At 65.4% G+C, this 17008-nt stretch carries 17 protein-coding genes; 3 read left to right on the top strand and 14 right to left on the bottom strand.

The window, feature by feature from the left end; genetic code table 11:
• The gene (locus H7J93_RS22435; RefSeq protein ID WP_267308502.1) at positions 1-417 is read right to left on the bottom strand and encodes a DUF3151 domain-containing protein; all 417 of its coding nucleotides are present in this window, start codon (positions 415-417) and stop codon (positions 1-3) included.
• A gap of 91 nt (positions 418-508) precedes the next feature.
• Between H7J93_RS22435 and H7J93_RS22430 the strand changes: the two genes are divergently transcribed.
• Positions 509-1297, top strand: a complete 789-nt coding sequence (locus H7J93_RS22430) for an Rv0361 family membrane protein (RefSeq protein WP_267308501.1) — start codon at positions 509-511, stop codon at positions 1295-1297.
• Between the two features lie 23 nt (positions 1298-1320).
• On the opposite strand, the gene fbaA is transcribed toward H7J93_RS22430, so the two are convergent.
• The gene (fbaA, locus tag H7J93_RS22425) at positions 1321-2358 is read right to left on the bottom strand and encodes a class II fructose-bisphosphate aldolase (protein ID WP_267308500.1); all 1038 of its coding nucleotides are present in this window, start codon (positions 2356-2358) and stop codon (positions 1321-1323) included.
• 56 nt (positions 2359-2414) lie between these two features.
• Complete coding sequence (locus H7J93_RS22420; RefSeq protein ID WP_267308499.1) at positions 2415-3428, bottom strand: alcohol dehydrogenase catalytic domain-containing protein; 1014 nt, start codon at positions 3426-3428, stop codon at positions 2415-2417.
• Between the two features lie 142 nt (positions 3429-3570).
• On the opposite strand from H7J93_RS22420, the gene H7J93_RS22415 reads away from it, so the two are divergent.
• Positions 3571-4227 carry a VTT domain-containing protein gene (locus tag H7J93_RS22415; RefSeq protein WP_267308524.1) on the top strand — a complete coding sequence of 219 codons (657 nt, stop codon included), beginning with the start codon at positions 3571-3573 and terminating at the stop codon, positions 4225-4227.
• A gap of 3 nt (positions 4228-4230) precedes the next feature.
• On the opposite strand, the gene H7J93_RS22410 is transcribed toward H7J93_RS22415, so the two are convergent.
• From H7J93_RS22410 to H7J93_RS22365, 10 genes are read right to left on the bottom strand one after another with little or no spacing between them, the layout of a single operon-like run.
• Positions 4231-5019: an SDR family NAD(P)-dependent oxidoreductase gene (locus tag H7J93_RS22410; RefSeq protein WP_267308523.1), complete on the bottom strand. Its 789-nt coding sequence runs from the start codon at positions 5017-5019 to the stop codon at positions 4231-4233.
• A 28-nt stretch (positions 5020-5047) separates the two neighbouring features.
• Positions 5048-6259 carry a vWA domain-containing protein gene (locus H7J93_RS22405; RefSeq protein ID WP_267308498.1) on the bottom strand — a complete coding sequence of 404 codons (1212 nt, stop codon included), beginning with the start codon at positions 6257-6259 and terminating at the stop codon, positions 5048-5050.
• Positions 6256-6924, bottom strand: a complete 669-nt coding sequence (locus H7J93_RS22400; protein WP_267308497.1) for an SRPBCC family protein — start codon at positions 6922-6924, stop codon at positions 6256-6258. The genes H7J93_RS22405 and H7J93_RS22400 overlap by 4 nt, the downstream gene beginning before the upstream one ends.
• Entirely contained in the window at positions 6921-7817 is an 897-nt protein-coding gene (locus tag H7J93_RS22395) for an AAA family ATPase (RefSeq protein ID WP_267308496.1), read from the bottom strand. The genes H7J93_RS22400 and H7J93_RS22395 overlap by 4 nt, the downstream gene beginning before the upstream one ends.
• Positions 7814-8407, bottom strand: coding sequence for a nucleotidyltransferase family protein (locus H7J93_RS22390; protein WP_267308495.1), 594 nt, complete (start codon positions 8405-8407; stop codon positions 7814-7816). Before H7J93_RS22390 ends, H7J93_RS22395 begins: the two co-directional genes overlap by 4 nt.
• Entirely contained in the window at positions 8389-9162 is a 774-nt protein-coding gene (locus H7J93_RS22385) for an XdhC family protein (RefSeq protein WP_267308494.1), read from the bottom strand. Before H7J93_RS22385 ends, H7J93_RS22390 begins: the two co-directional genes overlap by 19 nt.
• 11 nt (positions 9163-9173) lie before the next feature.
• On the bottom strand, positions 9174-11567 hold the full coding sequence (locus tag H7J93_RS22380) for an aerobic carbon-monoxide dehydrogenase large subunit (RefSeq protein ID WP_267308493.1): 2394 nt from the start codon (positions 11565-11567) through the stop codon (positions 9174-9176).
• Positions 11564-12052: a (2Fe-2S)-binding protein gene (locus tag H7J93_RS22375; RefSeq protein ID WP_267308492.1), complete on the bottom strand. Its 489-nt coding sequence runs from the start codon at positions 12050-12052 to the stop codon at positions 11564-11566. The genes H7J93_RS22380 and H7J93_RS22375 overlap by 4 nt, the downstream gene beginning before the upstream one ends.
• A 3-nt stretch (positions 12053-12055) precedes the next feature.
• Entirely contained in the window at positions 12056-12961 is a 906-nt protein-coding gene (locus tag H7J93_RS22370) for an FAD binding domain-containing protein (protein WP_267308491.1), read from the bottom strand.
• 58 nt (positions 12962-13019) lie between these two features.
• Positions 13020-14213 carry an XdhC family protein gene (locus H7J93_RS22365; RefSeq protein ID WP_267308490.1) on the bottom strand — a complete coding sequence of 398 codons (1194 nt, stop codon included), beginning with the start codon at positions 14211-14213 and terminating at the stop codon, positions 13020-13022.
• A 34-nt stretch (positions 14214-14247) separates the two neighbouring features.
• On the opposite strand from H7J93_RS22365, the gene H7J93_RS22360 reads away from it, so the two are divergent.
• The gene (locus H7J93_RS22360) at positions 14248-15219 is read left to right on the top strand and encodes a LysR family transcriptional regulator (RefSeq protein ID WP_267308489.1); all 972 of its coding nucleotides are present in this window, start codon (positions 14248-14250) and stop codon (positions 15217-15219) included.
• Here the strand turns inward: H7J93_RS22360 and nhaA are convergent.
• Entirely contained in the window at positions 15216-16994 is a 1779-nt protein-coding gene (gene nhaA, locus H7J93_RS22355; protein ID WP_267308522.1) for a Na+/H+ antiporter NhaA, read from the bottom strand. The genes H7J93_RS22360 and nhaA overlap by 4 nt on opposite strands.
• Between the last annotated feature and the right edge of the window lie 14 nt (positions 16995-17008).

Genomic DNA, 17008 nt, shown 5'->3' with positions numbered 1-17008 from the left:
TCAGTTCAGTCCGAGCGCCGAGCGGGCCTCGGGATCGCAGTCGTCAAGCAGATCCAAGCAGCGCTGATACTCGTCAGTCTCGCCGATCTGATCCGCGGCGCGCGCCAGTGCCGCCACGCACCGCAGGAACCCGCGGTTGGGCTCGTGGCGGTACGGAACCGGACCGAATCCCTTCCACCCGTTGCGCCGCAGCTGATCGAGCCCGCGGTGATAGCCCGTCCTGGCGTACGCGTACGCCGTGATGGCCATGTCGTCGGCCAGTGCATCCTCGGCAAGCGCGGCCCACGCGATCGATGCCGACGGATGCGCGGCGGCGACGATGGCGGGGTTTTCGTCGGCGGCCAGTTCGGCCTCGGCCGCCGGGTCACCTGGAAGCAGGACCGGATCCGGTCCGAGAAGATCACCCATCCGCGTCATGGCCCCATTGTGCCGTGCGGCTACCGGCGACCGTTCCCCCGGATGGTTAAGCTTTGCGGCCGAAGCGTTGTAACGGAGGGCTGCAGCTGCCATGTCGAATCCCCAAGGGCCTGACCAGCCGGATGAGGTCACCGGTGAGGCGACCGACGCCGCAGACCGCCAGCCCGCTGACGAATCCGAGGCCGTCGAGCAGGCCGGGGAGGCTGCGCACGACCACGACCCCGTGACCGAGGTGATCTCCACCGAGGCCCCGGAAGAACCGGAGCGGCGGTACACGGCACCCTCCGCGTTCGACGCGGGCACGACGACACGCATCGACACTCCGTTCGACCCGCCGACCGAGGTGATGGAGACGGCAGCCGCGCCCGCCGTGAAAAGCGTTACACCGCAAGTCATTCCACCACGCGGCGATGCACCCAAACCTCCGAAGCCGAAGAGTCGCAGCTGGGGTTGGGTGATCGCGGTGCTGTTGGTGATCGCGGCGCTGGTGGCCGTCGCGGTGCTGGGCACCATCCTGCTGACCCGCGATTCCGAGCCGAAGGTGTCTCAGGAGGACCTGGTCCGTAAGACCATCGAGGACTACGACGTCGCGATCGCCAAGGGCGACCTGGCCACGCTGCGCACCATCACCTGCGGCGGTGTTCGGGACACCTACGTCAGCTACAACGACCGCGTGTGGAGCGATACCCACGCCCGCATCGCGGCAGCCAAGCGGTACCCCGTCATCGCCAGCGTCGACCAGGTGGTCGTCAACGGGGACCATGCCGAGGCCAACGTGACGACCTTCATGGCGTACGCCCCACAGACCCGGTCGACGCGCAGCCTTGATCTCGAGTTCCGCGACGACCAGTGGAAGATCTGCCAGGCGCCGACCAGCTAGCCGGCTCAGGCTGAATTGCCGGCTCAGCCGGCTGTGACTGACCGGCCCGCGCTGTGCAGGTCTCTGCACGCCTCGATGACACGTTCGGTCATCGACGCCTCGGCCTTCTTCAGATAGCTGCGCGGGTCATAGGCCTTCTTGTTGCCGACCTCGCCGTCGATCTTGAGCACACCGTCGTAGTTGGTGAACATGTGCCCGGCGACGGGACGTGTGAATGCGTACTGCGTGTCGGTGTCGACGTTCATCTTCACCACGCCGTACCGCAGCGAATCCTCGATCTCTGACTTCAGCGAGCCCGAGCCACCATGGAAGACGAAGTCGAAAGGCTTTGCGTCACTGGGTAATCCGAGCTTTGCGGCGGCTACCTTCTGCCCTTCCGCCAGCACCTCGGGACGCAGCTTGACGTTGCCCGGCTTGTAGACCCCGTGCACATTGCCGAACGTCGCGGCGAGCAGATACTTGCCGTGCTCGCCAGCCCCCAGCGCCTCGATGGTCTTCTCGAAATCCTCTGGGGTCGTATAGAGCTTGTCGTTGATCTCGTGGGCCACACCGTCTTCCTCGCCGCCGACCACACCGATCTCGATCTCGAGGATGATCTTGGCCGCCGACGCCTCCTTGAGCAGCTCGCGTGCGATCTCGAGGTTCTCGTCGATCGGGACCGCCGAGCCGTCCCACATGTGCGACTGGAACAGCGGGTTACCCCCGTCGGCGACCCGCTTCTGCGAGATCGCGAGCAGCGGCCTGACGTAGGTGTCCAGCTTGTCCTTCGGACAGTGGTCGGTGTGCAGGGCCACCGTGATCGGATACTTCTCGGCGATGACATGCGTGAACTCGGCGAGCGCGACCGCTCCCGTGACCATGTCCTTGACGCCGAGACCCGAGGCGAACTCGGCGCCTCCGGTGGAGAACTGGATGATGCCGTCGCTACCCGCGTCGGCGAAACCCTTGATGGCCGCGTTGACCGATTCCGATCCCACGCAGTTGATGGCGGGAAAGGCGAACGAATGCTCCTTGGCCCGGCTCAGCATCTCCGCGTAGACCTCGGGTGTTGCGATGGGCATGAGGATTCCTCTCGGCGATCAATGCGTGCTGCGATTGTCTCAGGAACGCGGCGACCTCACACGGTCAAGACGCCGCGATAACGGGCCCGACCCTGTTCCATGGCGGCGTACACCTCGGCGGCGTCGACGAGTGGGCGCTCCTCGACCCAGGCGCGCACGCCGGATTGCACGGCGAAGTGCATGGTCTCCTCGACGTCACGCGACGTCCCGGACGGATGGCCGGTCACCCGGCGTCCCGTCAGAATCAGGTCCGCCGGACTGATCGGCAGCGGGTCGGCCGACACCCCGACGACCATGAGCTCGCCTTCCGGGCCGAGACCACCGACAGTCTGGCCGATGGCCGCCGAGTTCGCCGCGGTGGCAAGCACGACTGCCGCACCGCCCAGGTCCTGCAGCGCACCGGCGACATCTTCTGCCGTCGAATCAATGTAATGGTGTGCGCCAAGCTGTTTGGCGTCCTCGGCCTTGGCCGCGCCCCGGGCGATCGCGACGGTCTCGAAACCCATTGCCCTGGCCCACTGAACGCCGAGATGGCCGAGCCCGCCGATTCCGAGCACCGCGACGAGGTCGCCTGCCACGGCGGCCGTCTGCCGAAGCGCGTTGAACGTCGTCACACCCGCACAGCCCATGGGTGCCGCCTCGACGAAGGACAGCGCGTCCGGGATTCGCGCCAGAGCGGTGGCCGGCGCGACGAGCGACTCCGCGTATCCGCCGGGGTACGCCAGGCTGGGCACCTCGAAGTTGACGCACTGCATGAACTTGCCCTTGCGGCACGGCACGCACTTGTTGCAGTTGCCCCCGAACCACCCCACCGCGACCCGGTCCCCCACCGCGAAGTTGTCGACACCCTCGCCGAGCTCGGCGACCGTACCCGCCACTTCGTGGCCGGGTGTCACCGGCCAGGTCATACCGGGGAAGCCGCCATGGACGACCCCCTGATCGGTGCCGCACACGCCACAGGCCGCGACGGCGATGCGGACGTGGTCCCGCGGCGGTGAGCTGGTCTCGACATCCGTGAGGGTCAACGATGCACCTGCGGATGCGACCTGAACGGCCTTGTGAGTGGACATACCCGACACTAACGAGGCCTGTGCGTCGCCGCTGGGCAAAAAGGGCGTCTGGCATCGACGTTTCGGGTGCGGGGCCGCCCGACCGGTATCTTGGGGCCTTGTGACCACCTCCGCCCTGGCGGCTGCCGACCAGTTGGCACTCATGCCGGACTTCCTGGACCCGATGACACTGCTCGGGTACTTCGGCGGCTGGGCGCTGGTGGGCCTGCTGGTGGTGATCTTCGTCGAATCGGGTGTGCTGTTCCCGGTCCTACCTGGCGATTCGCTGCTGTTCGTGGCGGGCATGCTGGCCGCGGGCACCCAGGCGCTGGCCGACGAGGGGGGCGACCCGATCAACTTCCAGCTCTGGCAGCTGTTGTTGTTCATCCCGATCGCCGCGATTCTCGGCGGCCAGGTCGGTTACTGGATCGGCCGCAACATCGGCACGGCGATGTTCAAACCGGATGCCAAGGTGCTCAAGCAGCGCTACCTCGACGAGGCGCATGCCTTCTTCGAACAGCGCGGCCCGTTCGCCATCGTCGTCGCGCGGTTCGTGCCGATTGTGCGGACGCTGGCCCCGCTCACCGCGGGCGCGGCGCGGATGAGCTACCCGGCATTCACGTTCTTCAACGTCCTCGGCGCAGTCGTGTGGGGAGTCGGGCTGACACTGCTCGGCTACTGGCTCGGCCGGTTCGAGATCATCCAGGACCTCCTCGAGCCGATCGTGATCGCGATCGTGGTGGTCTCCGTGCTGCCGATGTTCATCGAGTGGTACCGGCGGCGGAAGGCGGCCAAGCGCGAGGCGGGCGAAACCGCCTGATCCTCAACGGCGTACGGCCATACCCGACGCCAAAGCTGTGAACCGCCGCGACGGCGCGAACCGCATCATCGCCCGCATCAGCTTGTTCGCCACGCCGGGAATGCATGCCGGTTTGCCGGCCATCATCGCCTCGTATCCCGCTCGTGCCACCGGTGCGGCGTCCATCATCATCGGCTCCAACCGACGGGTGTCGGTGAGGCCCGCGGTGTCGAAGAACTCGGTGCGCGTCGGCCCTGGCGCGAGATGGGTGCACGTGACGCCAGTGCCTCTGAGATCCTGTGCCAGGCATTCGGAGAAGCTGACGACGAACGCCTTCGACGCGGCATAGCCGCACTCGACACCATGCGGCACGACATAGCCCGAGATGGAGCTGACATTCAGAATCCGGCCCGAGCCGCGGGCGACCATGTCGCGCACGCAGGCTTCGGTCAACTCGGCCAGTGCGGTCACATTGACCTGAACCATCCGCGACAGGTCACCCTGCGCGTACTGCTGAAGCGGGATGCCGACGATTCCGAACGCCGCGTTGTTGACCAGGTAGTCGATCGGCGCCTCGACAGTCACCGCGTCGTACAGCTGCGCAGCGGCGCCGGGAGTCGCAAGATCGATCGAGATGGTCTGTACACCAACGCCATAACGCGTGCGTAGCGTTTCGGCGAGCTTCTCGAGCCGAACGGCGCTGCGTGGTGACGACGTGATCGCGATATCGATACCGTCGGCGGCGAAAAGGTGGCTGAATTGCTCACCCAGGCCGGTGGACGCTCCTGTGACGAGTGCGCGACTGTTCGTCAGCAGAACAGTAATGGCGTCCGCTCAAAGATCAGGCTAGCCGGCGCGAATTCGGGGTGGACAACGCCGCAAACAGGTCGCGCAGTCCGGTCAGCGAATGAGCGGCAAGGAACAAATCGCAGTATGGGAGGGCGGCGGCCATCGACGCGGCGAGCGGCTCAAAGTCGCGGTGCGCCGCGCGCGGGTTGAGCCACACCACCGTTTCCGCCCGACGGCGCACCCGTGCCATCGCCCCGCCCAACACCTCGGGAGGGTCGCTGTCCCAGCCGTCGGAGGCGATGATCACCACCGCGCCGCGCAGGTCGTCGCCGTGCCGCGTTGACAGCAATTCGACGACGCAGCGTCCCAAATGTGTTCCTCCGTAGCGGTCGGCGACCTTGGCGTTGGCGCGGGCCAGCGCCACTTCGGCCGACCGATGGGACAGTGCCGGCGTCAACCTCGTCAGCGAGGTCGAGAACGCGAACACTTCGGGCCGGACCCCCTTCTGGCGCAAGGCCGCCGCGCGCATCAGATGCAGGTAGACCGTGGCGTAGGGCTGCATCGACCTGCTGACATCGCACAGCAGCACCACCCGCCGCGGACGCGTGCGGTAGCGCGTTCTGGCGAGGCGAACCGGCTCCCATCCGGTCGATCTCGATGACTTCATGGTTCGACGCAGATCGATCCGCTTGCCGTGCGGATTCGACTCCTTACGCAGGCTGCGACGGCGGGGCCAGCGAGCCGCCGCGCGCTCCAGCCACACCCCGATCAACCGCAGATCGCTGGGGTCGAACCGCTCGAACGGTTCGTCAGAGCGCGCAACGATGCGACTGGGCAACTGCTCGGGGACACCGATGTCGCTGCGATGGGTCTGGGCGGCGGCGGTGATCGACTTGGGCAAGGTGGTCCACGGCAGGCCACCCTCGGCCATCGGGTGATCGCGGCCCGGCACGCCGGGGTCGGCGGCCGTCGTGGTACCCAGGCTCCTTTTGAGCCCGGGTGGGTCGAGTCCCAGTACCGCGTTGAGAAAAACCGACTCGAAGACCGCGTCGAAGCCCTCCAGGTCCTCGGCGCGGTTCACCAATGTCAGGCGGGCATTCCAATACAACTGTGTCCGAGTTGCCGGCCAGAGGTGGTGTAGCGCTTCGACGAATTGTGCTGGGCCGCTGGCCGACACAACGACGCCACCGGCGCGCAACCGTGCCACCAACGCTACGGCGAACGCGGCGAGGTCGACGCCGCGGAACACGAGTGGGGTGGTCACCGGCCCCTACGTGCGATCCGTAGGCGCCCGAGAATGAACGCGATTGCGGCCAGCGCGATCACACCAAACACCGCAGGCGCGTACTTCTTCAACGCACCCCCGCCCGCGAGTGCCACCAGATCGATGGGCTCCGGTTCCGACGGTTGTGCAGGCCGTGGGGCCTGCGCCGGTACGGAATTGCCTTTGGGTGCGGCCGCAATCGCGTCGGCGCCGCTTTCCTGGCCGCCTGCCAACCGTGCCTCCAGCGAGTCGACGAACTCGCCGAGCAGCTTCTCCGACACCTGTTGCAGCATCCCGCTGCCGAATTGCGCCAGCTTGCCGACGATCTTGAGATCGGTGTCAATGCTGACACGACTGCGCTCACCGGCATCGTGCACGGACAGGGTGATTGTCGCGGCCGCGTTGCCCGTGCCGCGCGCCTCTTTGCCCCGCGCATTGACAACGGCCCGGTGCGCGTCGCCGTCCCGCTCCACGAAGCGCGCCTTACCGCTGAACTCGCTGGTGACCGGTCCGACCTTGACTTTCACCTTGCCGAGGTATTCGTCCCCTTCCTGGCCGACCAATTGCGCGCCGGGCATCAACGGAACCACCTGCTCGAGGTCGGTGAGCACATCCCAGGTCTGTGCGACAGGTGCACTGACGGTGAACTCGTTGGCAATCTTCATCGGCACAAACCTTTCGTGTAGTCCTCGAACGCGGTCGAGATCGCATCACGGTCATCGGGCGTCTTGGCTATCGCGCCGAGGCTGGCCACGGCCTCGACACAGGCCAGGTCGGCGACCTCGAGGGCGACCAGTGCCGCCACCCAATCGATCGTCTCGGCGATACCTGGCGGCTTGTCCAGATCCAGACCGCGTGCATCGCCGACGAACTGGGTGGCCTGTTCTATCAGCGCAGACGTCGCGCCGGGCACGGTGCGGCGCACAATTGCAACCGAACGCGCAGGCTCGGGGTAGTCGATCCAGTGGTAAAGGCAGCGCCTGCGCAACGCATCGTGAAGATCCCGACTGCGGTTGGACGTCAGCACACTGACAGGTGGGCGGGCGGCAGCAAACGTGCCCAACTCGGGTACGGTGACCGTCGCCTCACCGAGGAATTCCAGCAGCAGAGCCTCGAATTCGTCATCCGCGCGGTCGATCTCGTCGATGAGCAGCACCGGTGTGCGTGGGCCACGGTAACGAACACACTGCAGAATGGGCCGGTCCACCAAATAGTTCTCGGTATACAGATCTGCCTCGGCAAGGCCTTCGCTGCGCGCCTCGGCCAGTCGGATGCTCAGCAACTGACGCTGGTAGTTCCAGTCGTACAAGGCCTCGCTTGCCGTCAGTCCTTCATAGCACTGCAGGCGTATGAGGGGTGTATCCAACACCGCAGCAAGAGTTTTGGCTGCAGTTGTCTTGCCGACACCTGGCTCACCCTCCAACAGCAGCGGGCGACCGAGCGTGATGGCGAGGTAGATCGCCGAGGCGGTACCGTCGTCGAGAAGATAGTTGTGCGCGTCAAAACGACGGACCACGTCATCGACATCGTCGAACAGAACCGGTGACGATTCGGTCATGGGGCCACCGAAGCCCGCAGCCGCCGGTAGTCGTCCCATGTGTCGACGTCTGAGGGAATGGGGTGGTCGATGGCGACACGTCGCACATCGAACCGTCCAGATTCCACCACCCGCCACACGCCCTTGTCTCCGTGCAGCTGAGCGAGATCGTCGAACGTCGTACGGCTCAGCCAGAACGGGTGACCAATGCCGTCGGAGTACCGACACACCGCGACCGGTGTGTCTCGTCCCGATGCGATCAGTTTTGTCACCGTCGATCGTGTCACCCCAGGCTGATCGCCGAGCATCAGCACGATCCCGTTCGCCCGGGGATCAACCGAACGCAATGCAGTGCGTAAGGATGACGAGCATCCCGATGCCGCGTCGTCGGCGATCACGACGTCCAGACCGTCCAGCGGCACCGCTTTCCGGATATCGTCCTCCGCCGCACCGAGGGTGACGATGAGTTGGTCGAACGGACAGCTGCGCGCAACCTCGAGAGTGGCACCCAGCACGGTCGTCTCACCAAGTGGCAGTAGCTGTTTAGGTGTCCCGAGCCTGCGCGATGCACCCGCAGCCAGCACGACACCGGTCACCTGTGACCGTGGCATGCTTCCACATCAGACGTGTGTAGTGATTGGCAGTCAGTGGCTAAAGACTCCATCCGGATCTCGCGGATGACTTCGGCGAGAATGGAAATCGCGATCTCGGACGGAGTCTTGGCGCCGATAGGCAGACCGACTGGGGTGTGCACCCGGGATCGCTCGGCTTCGTCGAGCTCGAGTTGGTCGAGGATAGCGCGGCCACGAACCTTGCTTCCCACCAGGCCGATGTACCCGATGCCCGCCTCCAGGGCCGCCATGATCGTCTCGGCCTCCGGTCCCCCGTGTGTCGCGATCACCACTGCCGTCGGCGGCGATCCAGCTACCGCACCGTCATCGTCGCGTTGTACTTCGTAACCGAGCACTCCGCAGATATCGGCCAGCGCGTCCGCGATCGGGGTGGCACCGCAGATGCCGATCAACGGAACCGGGAGCTCTGGAGCCAGGAAAATCTCCAACGCACCGCCGGACAGGCACGGATTGACCACGACACAGGAGCCTGGCGCCTCGGGGAAGTGCACATCACCGTCGGGCAGCACCCGCAGCAGCACGCTCTCATTCGTCTGAAGCACACCCAAAGCCGCCTTGCGGACCGAGTTCTGCGCGCACTGGCCGCCCACGAAGCCTTCGATCGTGCCGTCAGAGAGCAGGATGGCCTCGTCACCGGGGCGCGCAGAGGTGGGGTGCTGAGCACGCACGACGGTGGCGTGCACGAAGGGTGTCCGCGCAGTCCGCAGCTGCGCGACACGTTCACTCACTTTCATCGTCGCTCCTATCAGATCGGGGGGGTCGCTCTGCCCTGCATTGCTTCCCACACCCGCGACGGGGTCAGTGGCATGTCGGCATGCCGAACTCCGAACGGCGCCAGCGCATCTACCACCGCGTTGACGACCGCGGGAGGTGATCCGACAGTGGCGGATTCACCAACTCCTTTGGCTCCGATGGGATGGTGCGGCGACGGTGTCACGGTGAATCCCGTCTCGAAGTGCGGTACCTCCATCGCGGTCGGGATCAGATAGTCCATCAGCGAACCACCCAGGCAGTTGCCTTCCTCGTCGAAGGCGATGAACTCCATCAACGCCATCCCGATACCGTCGGTGATGCCGCCGTGCACCTGGCCCTCGATGATCATCGGATTGATGCGGGTGCCGCAGTCGTCGACTGCCAAGAACCGCCGCACCTTGACCACCGCGGTTCCCGGGTCGATGTCGACGACACAGAAGTACGCACCGTACGGATAGGTGAGATTCTCCGGGTTGTAGCAGATCTGGGCGTCCAGCCCACCCTCCAAACCGTCAGGCAGATCGCCCGCACCGTGGGCGCGCATCGCGATGTCGGCGATCGTCACCGATGCCGACGGATCACCCTTGACACGGAAAGACCCCTTGGTCCACTCCAGGTCGGCGATCGAGGCCTCCAGCATGCCAGCGGCGATTATCTTGGCCTTGTCCCTGACCTTGCGCGCCACCAGCGCGGCCGCCGCCCCCGATACAGGCGTGGAGCGACTGCCGTAGGTACCCAGCCCGAACGGCGTCTGGTCTGTGTCGCCGTGCACGACGTCGATGTCGTCCGGTGGAATGCCGAGTTCCTCGGCGACGATCTGGGCGAACGTCGTCTCGTGACCCTGTCCCTGACTCTGAACCGATAGCCGCACCACAGCTTTGCCCGTCGGGTGCACCCGCAGCTCACAGCCGTCGGCCATGCCGAGGCCGAGGATGTCCATGTCCTTTCGTGGACCGGCGCCGACGGCTTCGGTGAAGAACGACATGCCGATGCCCATCAACTCGCCGTTTTCTCTTTTTCGCTTCTGCTCCTCGCGGAGCGCGTCGTAGCCGATCATGTCCATGGCCAGTCGCATGGTCTTCTCGTAGTCGCCCGAGTCGTACACCCAGCCGGTCTTGGACTTGTAGGGAAACTGGTCTGGTTTCAACAGGTTTCGCAACCTGAGCTCAGCGGGATCCACCTTCAATTCGAAGGCCAGGCAGTCCACCAGCCGTTCGACGAAATAGACCGCTTCGGTGATGCGGAACGAGCAGGCATACGCAACCCCGCCGGGCGCCTTGTTCGTGTACACCGCCGTCATGTGACAGTACGCCGCCTCGATGTCGTAACTGCCGGTGAACACCCCGAAGAAGCCGGCCGGGTACTTGACCGGCGCGGCGGTGCCGTTGAATGCGCCGTGGTCGGCCAACACGTTCGAACGGATCGCCAGGATCCTGCCGTCGGACGTGGCGGCGATCTCGCCGACCATGATGTAGTCGCGGGCGAATCCGGTGGACGTGAGGTTCTCGCTGCGGTCCTCCATCCATTTGACCGGTTTACCGAGCAGGAGCGATCCGACGATCGCGCACACATACCCGGGGTAGATCGGCACCTTGTTGCCGAACCCGCCGCCGATATCGGGTGAGATCACCCGGATCTTGTGTTCGGGCAGGCCGGCTACCAATGCGTACAGGGTGCGGTGCGCGTGGGGAGCCTGCGTGGTCGACCAAAGCGTCAGCTTGCCGGTCACCGGATCCAGATCGGCAACGGCGCCACAGGTTTCCATCGGCGCAGGATGCACACGCGGATAGACGATCTCCTGCTTGACGACGACATCTGCCTTGGCGAACGCGGCCTCGGTGGCCGCTGCGTCACCGGTCTCCCAGTCGAAGCAGTGGTTGTCGGCTTTGCCATCCAGATCGGTGCGAATCACCGGCGCATCGGGGTCGAGGGCTTTGCGCGCGTCGATGACGGGGTCCAATGGCTCGTATTCGATGTCGATCAGTTCCAAAGCATCCCGGGCCGAGTAACGGTCCTCGGCGACGACGAACGCCACCTCCTGACCCTGGAATCGAACCTTGTCAGTAGCGAGCACCGCCTGTACATCGTTGGATAGGGTTGGCATCCACGCCAGGCCCTTTTCCGCCAGGTCGGCGCCGGTGACCACCGCCTTGACCTTCGGATGTGCCTGTGCCGCACTGGTATCGACGCTGGAGATGCGGGCGTGCGCGTACGGGGAGCGCAGGATCGCAAGGTGGAGCATCCCCGGCAACTGCACATCGTCGACGTAGTTACCGCGGCCGCGGATGAAGCGCGGATCCTCCTTGCGTAGCATCCGGCCGTGCCCGCATGGCTTCTGGTCGTTGTCGACAGCCTGCTCTTCGAGGCGTACTTCTGTCGCGGTCATGCGTTGGACACCTCCTCGCGCGCAGCGCGGCGCGCTTCTGCGGCCCACTGGATGGAACGCACAATCGTCGTATAGCCGGTGCAGCGGCAGATCTGGCCAGAGATGGCCTCGCGGATGGTGTCCTCGTCGGGGTCGGGAACGCGGTCGAGAAGGGCCCGGGCGGTGATCATCATTCCCGGGGTGCAGAAACCACATTGCAACCCGTGACACTGCATGAAACCCTCCTGCACAGGGTCGAGTTCACCGTTGACGGCCATACCCTCCACGGTGCCGATGCTCCGGCCGTTCGCCATTGCCGCGAGCACCGTGCAGGACTTCACCGGCTCGCCATCCATCTCCACCACACACGTACCGCAGTTGCTGGTATCGCATCCCCAGTGAGTGCCGGTGAGCCGCAACTGATCCCGCAAGAAGTGCACGAGCAGCGTGCGGGGTTCGACTTCTGCGGTCACTTTCTCACCGTTGACCGTCATCGTTACCTGCATGGCCTAGTTCCCTCCGGCTGTCGACGCGTTGCGCACCCGCTCGACGGCGGTGCGGAGAGTCCGGATCGTCAGTTCGGATGCGAGATGGCGCTTGTACTCCGCACTGCCCCGCATGTCGGTGGTCGGCTCACAGGCCAATGCGGCACCACGGCCGACGTCGGCGAAACTCTCTTCGGTGGCGGGCCTACCAACAAGGTCCTGACAGACCGCGGCCAACGCATCCGCGTCGGCGTTGACGGCCGTCAGGCCCACCCGGGCCGCCGCAACAGTTTCGCCGTCCAGAGTCACCGCCGCGCCTGCCGCTACAACAGCCCAGTCACCCACGCGGCGCTCCACTTTGGTATAAGCACTGGAAGTGTTCTGCTGCAACGGGATCTGTACCTCGACGAGAATCTCGTTGGGCGCGAGTGATGTCTCATACGGGCCCACGAGGAACTCGTCGATTGGAATCTGTCGCTCCCCTGACGGGCCGCGAGCTACGCACAGGGCGTTCAGCACAGTGCATACCGTCGTGAGGTCTTCGGCCGGGTCAGCCTGACACAGCGATCCGCCCACCGTCCCGCGATTGCGCACGACGGGATCGGCGATCACCCGCTCGGCGTCACGGAAGATCGGGCACACGGCGGCCAACTCGTCCGAGTCGAGAGCTTCCCGATGCCGGGTCATCGCCCCGATGCGCGCACGGGCCCCGGTCTGCCCTCCGCCCTGGATCACGATGTACCCGAGCTCGCCGACCAGATCGTTGATATCGACCAGATACTCCGGGTTGGCGATGCGCAGCTTCATCATCGGCAGCAGGCTGTGGCCGCCTGCCACGATCTTCGCCGCATCACCGAGCCGGTCGAGAAGCCCAATCGCGTGGTCGACGCTGGTGGCGCGTTCGTACTCAAAAGGTCCGGGAACCTGCATGTGACTCACCTCACAGGATGGGCTGAGATTGCCAGTGTCAGCCGTCCTTGCGGCACCGTCAATAGCCGGTTAAGGAATCGCTTAACTCGGTGTCCGCATCGCCGTCAGGACCGCCTTCGCCATCGTCAAACCCCTGCTCATGGTGGATTCGCCCCTGGATGTCACCCAGCGGGCGTCCACCGCCGCCCCACCGCCGGGCGACGATCTCCGCGGCGATCGACACCGCGGTTTCCGCCGGTGTTCGTGCGCCGAGGTCGAGTCCGATCGGACTGGCCAGCCGGGCCAGTTCCGACTCGGCCAGCCCCGCCTCCCGCAGGCGTGCAAGACGGTCAGCATGGGTGCGACGCGACCCCATCGCGCCGATGTACGCAACATCCGGCAGCCGCAGTGCGACCTCCAGCAACGGCACATCGAACTTCGGATCGTGGGTCAGCACACAGATCACCGTGTGACGGTCGATTGTTCCGGTGTCGACCTGCGCCGCCAGATAGCGGTGCGGCCAGTCGACGACCACCTCGTCCGCGGTAGGGAATCTGGTCCTGGTCGCGAACATCGGCCGAGCGTCGCAAACGGTGACGTGATAGCCCAGAAACGACCCCTGCCGCGCGACGGCGGCGGCAAAGTCGATGGCACCGAAAACCAGCATTCGCGGCCGCGGAGCGAAGCTGGCGATGAACACCTCCATGCCCTCGCCGCGGCGCTGTCCGTCGGGCCCGTACGTCAGCACACCGTCCCGTCCGTTCGCGAGAAATCCGCGTGCATCGTCGGTGACGGCGGCATCGGCGCGTTTCGAGCCCAGAGATCCCTCGACCGCCTCCGGCCGCACGACGATCCGGCCGCCGACCCGGCGCGGATCTGGGTGCGCGATCACGGTGGCGATGGCGGCCGGACGATGGCTCTCGATGTCTTCGGCCACCGTGTCGAGTTGTGGAAACGTCGTACGCGAGATCGGCTCCACAAAGACATCGAGGATGCCGCCACACGTGAGACCTACCGCGAACGCGTCGTCATCGCTGACGCCGTACCGCTCGAGTACCGGAATGCCGGTCTGGATCACCTCGGCGGCCAGCTCGTAAACGGCGCCCTCCACACAGCCGCCGGAGACCGAACCGCTGACCGTCCCGTCCGGCGCCACCACCATGGCAGCACCGGGTGGCCGCGGTGCCGAGCGAAATGTGCGCACCACTGTGCCGACGCCGGCTGTACCGCCAGTTCGCCATACTCTCAGGAGATCGCCCAAGACGTCTCGCACACTGCCCAATGTATGCCCAACGTAAGCTCGATTCGTGACACCGGCTCAGCTTCGGGCCTTTTCGGCCGTCGTCCGCCTGGGTTCGGTACGGGCGGCCGCGGAGGAACTCGGCATGTCCGACGCCGGGATCTCGATGCACGTCGCACAGCTGCGCAAGGAGCTCGACGACCCGCTGTTCTCCCGGACTGCTGCCGGCCTCGCATTCACACCGGGTGGATTGCGGCTGGCCAGCCGCGCCGTCGAGATCCTCGGCCTGCAACAGCAAACGGCAATCGAGGTCACCGAGGCAGCGCATGGTCGGCGCCTGTTGCGCATTGCTGCATCGAGCGGCTTCGCCGAGCATGCAGCGCCAGGGCTGATCGAGTTGTTCTCGTCGCGTGCCAAGGATTTGTCGGTCGAGCTGAGCGTTCACCCGGCGAGCAGATTCCGGGAACTGATCACCTCGCGCGCGGTCGACATCGCACTCGGACCTGCAGCCACCGACGGCGGTTCGGACGACGCGATAGTCGTGCGGCCGTTTCTGAATTACCAAATCCTCACCGTGACAGTGCCCGACAGTCCGCTGGCATCCGCGCAGGCATCGGGGCCGTCGCGGCCGATGCTGCACGAACAGAAGTGGATGCTCGGCCCCTCGGCGGGAAGCGCTGACGGCGAGATCGCTTCGATGCTGAAAGATTTGGCGATTCCGGAGTCCGCGCAGCGGATCTTCCAGAGCGATGCCGCCGCACTGGAAGAGGTGCGAAGAGTCGGCGGCGTCACGCTGGCGATCGGATTCGCGGTCAATAAGGATCTCGCGGCGGGTCGACTTGTCCACGTTAAAGGTGACGGACTGCAGGTACCCGGCGAGTGGTGTGCTCTCACCCTGGCGCCTCCGGCCCGCCAGCCTGCGGTCTCCGAACTGGTGCGCTTCATCACCACGCCCCGATGCACCCAGGCCATGATCCGTGGCGCCGGAGTGGGCGTGACCCGGTTCCGTCCCAAGATCCATGTGACGCTCTGGAGCTAGGAACGTCCCTCCTCTAGTGCCCTGATCAGACTTGCCGAATCCCACGGGCCCTTGTGCCGCTTGCCGTTGACGAAGAACGTCGGCGTCGAGTTCAGGTCCATCGCCTCGGCGTCCTGCGCGTCGTCCTGAACACGGTGCAGCACCTTCGACGGATGCACGCGCACGTCCTGATCGAACTGTTCGAGATCCAGTCCAATGGCGTTGGCGTACCGGTAGATATCGGACCACTCGAGATCGTCCTGGTGGGCGAACAACTGCGCACCCATTTCGAAGTACTTGCCCTGCAGGCCGGCGGCCTCGGCGGCGCGCGCCGCGTCGAAGGAACGGGGATGCACCCGTTCCAGCGGCAGGTGCCGCCACACATAACAGAGCTCGTCGCCGAAATAAGCTCCTACCTCATCGATTCCGCCGGTGGCACGGCCGCAGAAGGGGCATTCGTAATCGCCGTACTCGACCAACGTGAGCTGAGCGTTGGGGTTGCCCTTGATGTGGTCGCGTTCGGGATCGATGGGCCGGATGAGCTTCATCCCGATGGGTTCGGGCGGACTGACCAGATCGGTGATGTGGAAAATCGCCCAGCCGGCGACGAATGCGATGAGCGATGCGGCGATGACGCCGATGCGTGCCTGGTCCTGCCGGGCCGGTTCACTGATCGCGATGTCGACGATGAAAAGCGAAATGGTGAAACCGATTCCGGACAGTGCCGCGCCGCCGGCAACGCGGCGCAGTCGAAGACCGGGTGCCAGCTGCCCCAGCCCGGTGCGGCTCATGAACCAGGTCGCCCCGGTGATCCCGACGAACTTCCCGAGCACCAAGCCGGCGACGATGCCCCACGTCAGCGGCGAGCGAACCGCCGCATTCAGGCTCGCCGAATCGAGTCGAACCCCGGCGTTGACCAACGCGAACAGCGGCAACACGAGGAACGACACATACGGCCCGACATCGGTCTGCAAGCGCTCGTTGATGGAAATCGACTGGCGCAGACGGCGAGTGGCCGTCCGTGCATACTGCGAGTTCGGCGACTGCCGAAACGCTCTGATCACATCGACAGCGTCTTCGACCTGCCTGCGCTCAGGGGCGAACACCGGAATGAGCAGCGCGAGCGCGACACCGGCGAGGGTCGGATGAATACCCGCCAGGTACAGCGCGATCCACAGTGCGAAGCCGAGCACCGCGTAGGCGGGACCGCGTGCGGCGGGCAGAAACCGCACCAGCGCGATCACGACGAGCAGCACCGCCGACACGATCAGCGGCACCACCTGCAGCGCGTCGGAGTAGAAGACCGCGATCACGATCAGCGCGCCGACGTCGTCGACCACCGCGAGCGTCAGCAGGAAGATCCGTAGGCGGCCAGGGAATTTCGGCTTGATGATCGCGAGCGCACCGACGAGGAAGGCGGTGTCGGTGGAGATCACCACACCCCAGGCCTGGACGTTCTCCCCGGACGGGTTGAGCAGCAGGAAGATGACGGCGGGGACCGCGAGGCCCGCGAACGCCGCGACGACGGGTACTGCCGCCCTGGACCGATCGGTCAGCTCGCCGATCTTGAACTCCCGCGTCACCTCGAGTCCGACGATGAAGAAGAAGAACGTCATCAAGCCGTCGTTGATCAGGTGCTTGACGGTCATGTCGAAGTGACGTTCGCCTAGGGCGACTCCCACATGGGTGTCCAGAAGCGCCCAATAGGTTTGTGACCACGGTGAATTCGCCCACAGGATGGCGATCAGCGTGAAGGCGAGAAGCAACGCCGCAGCTGCGTTTTCGCCAGGCTTCATCGCCTTGAGGTACT

This window comes from Mycobacterium barrassiae (assembly GCF_025822765.1).
GTDB lineage: Bacteria > Actinomycetota > Actinomycetes > Mycobacteriales > Mycobacteriaceae > Mycobacterium > Mycobacterium barrassiae.
The sequence above is the reverse complement of the archived record's forward strand: the minus strand, read 5'-3'. Positions and strand labels throughout refer to the sequence as shown.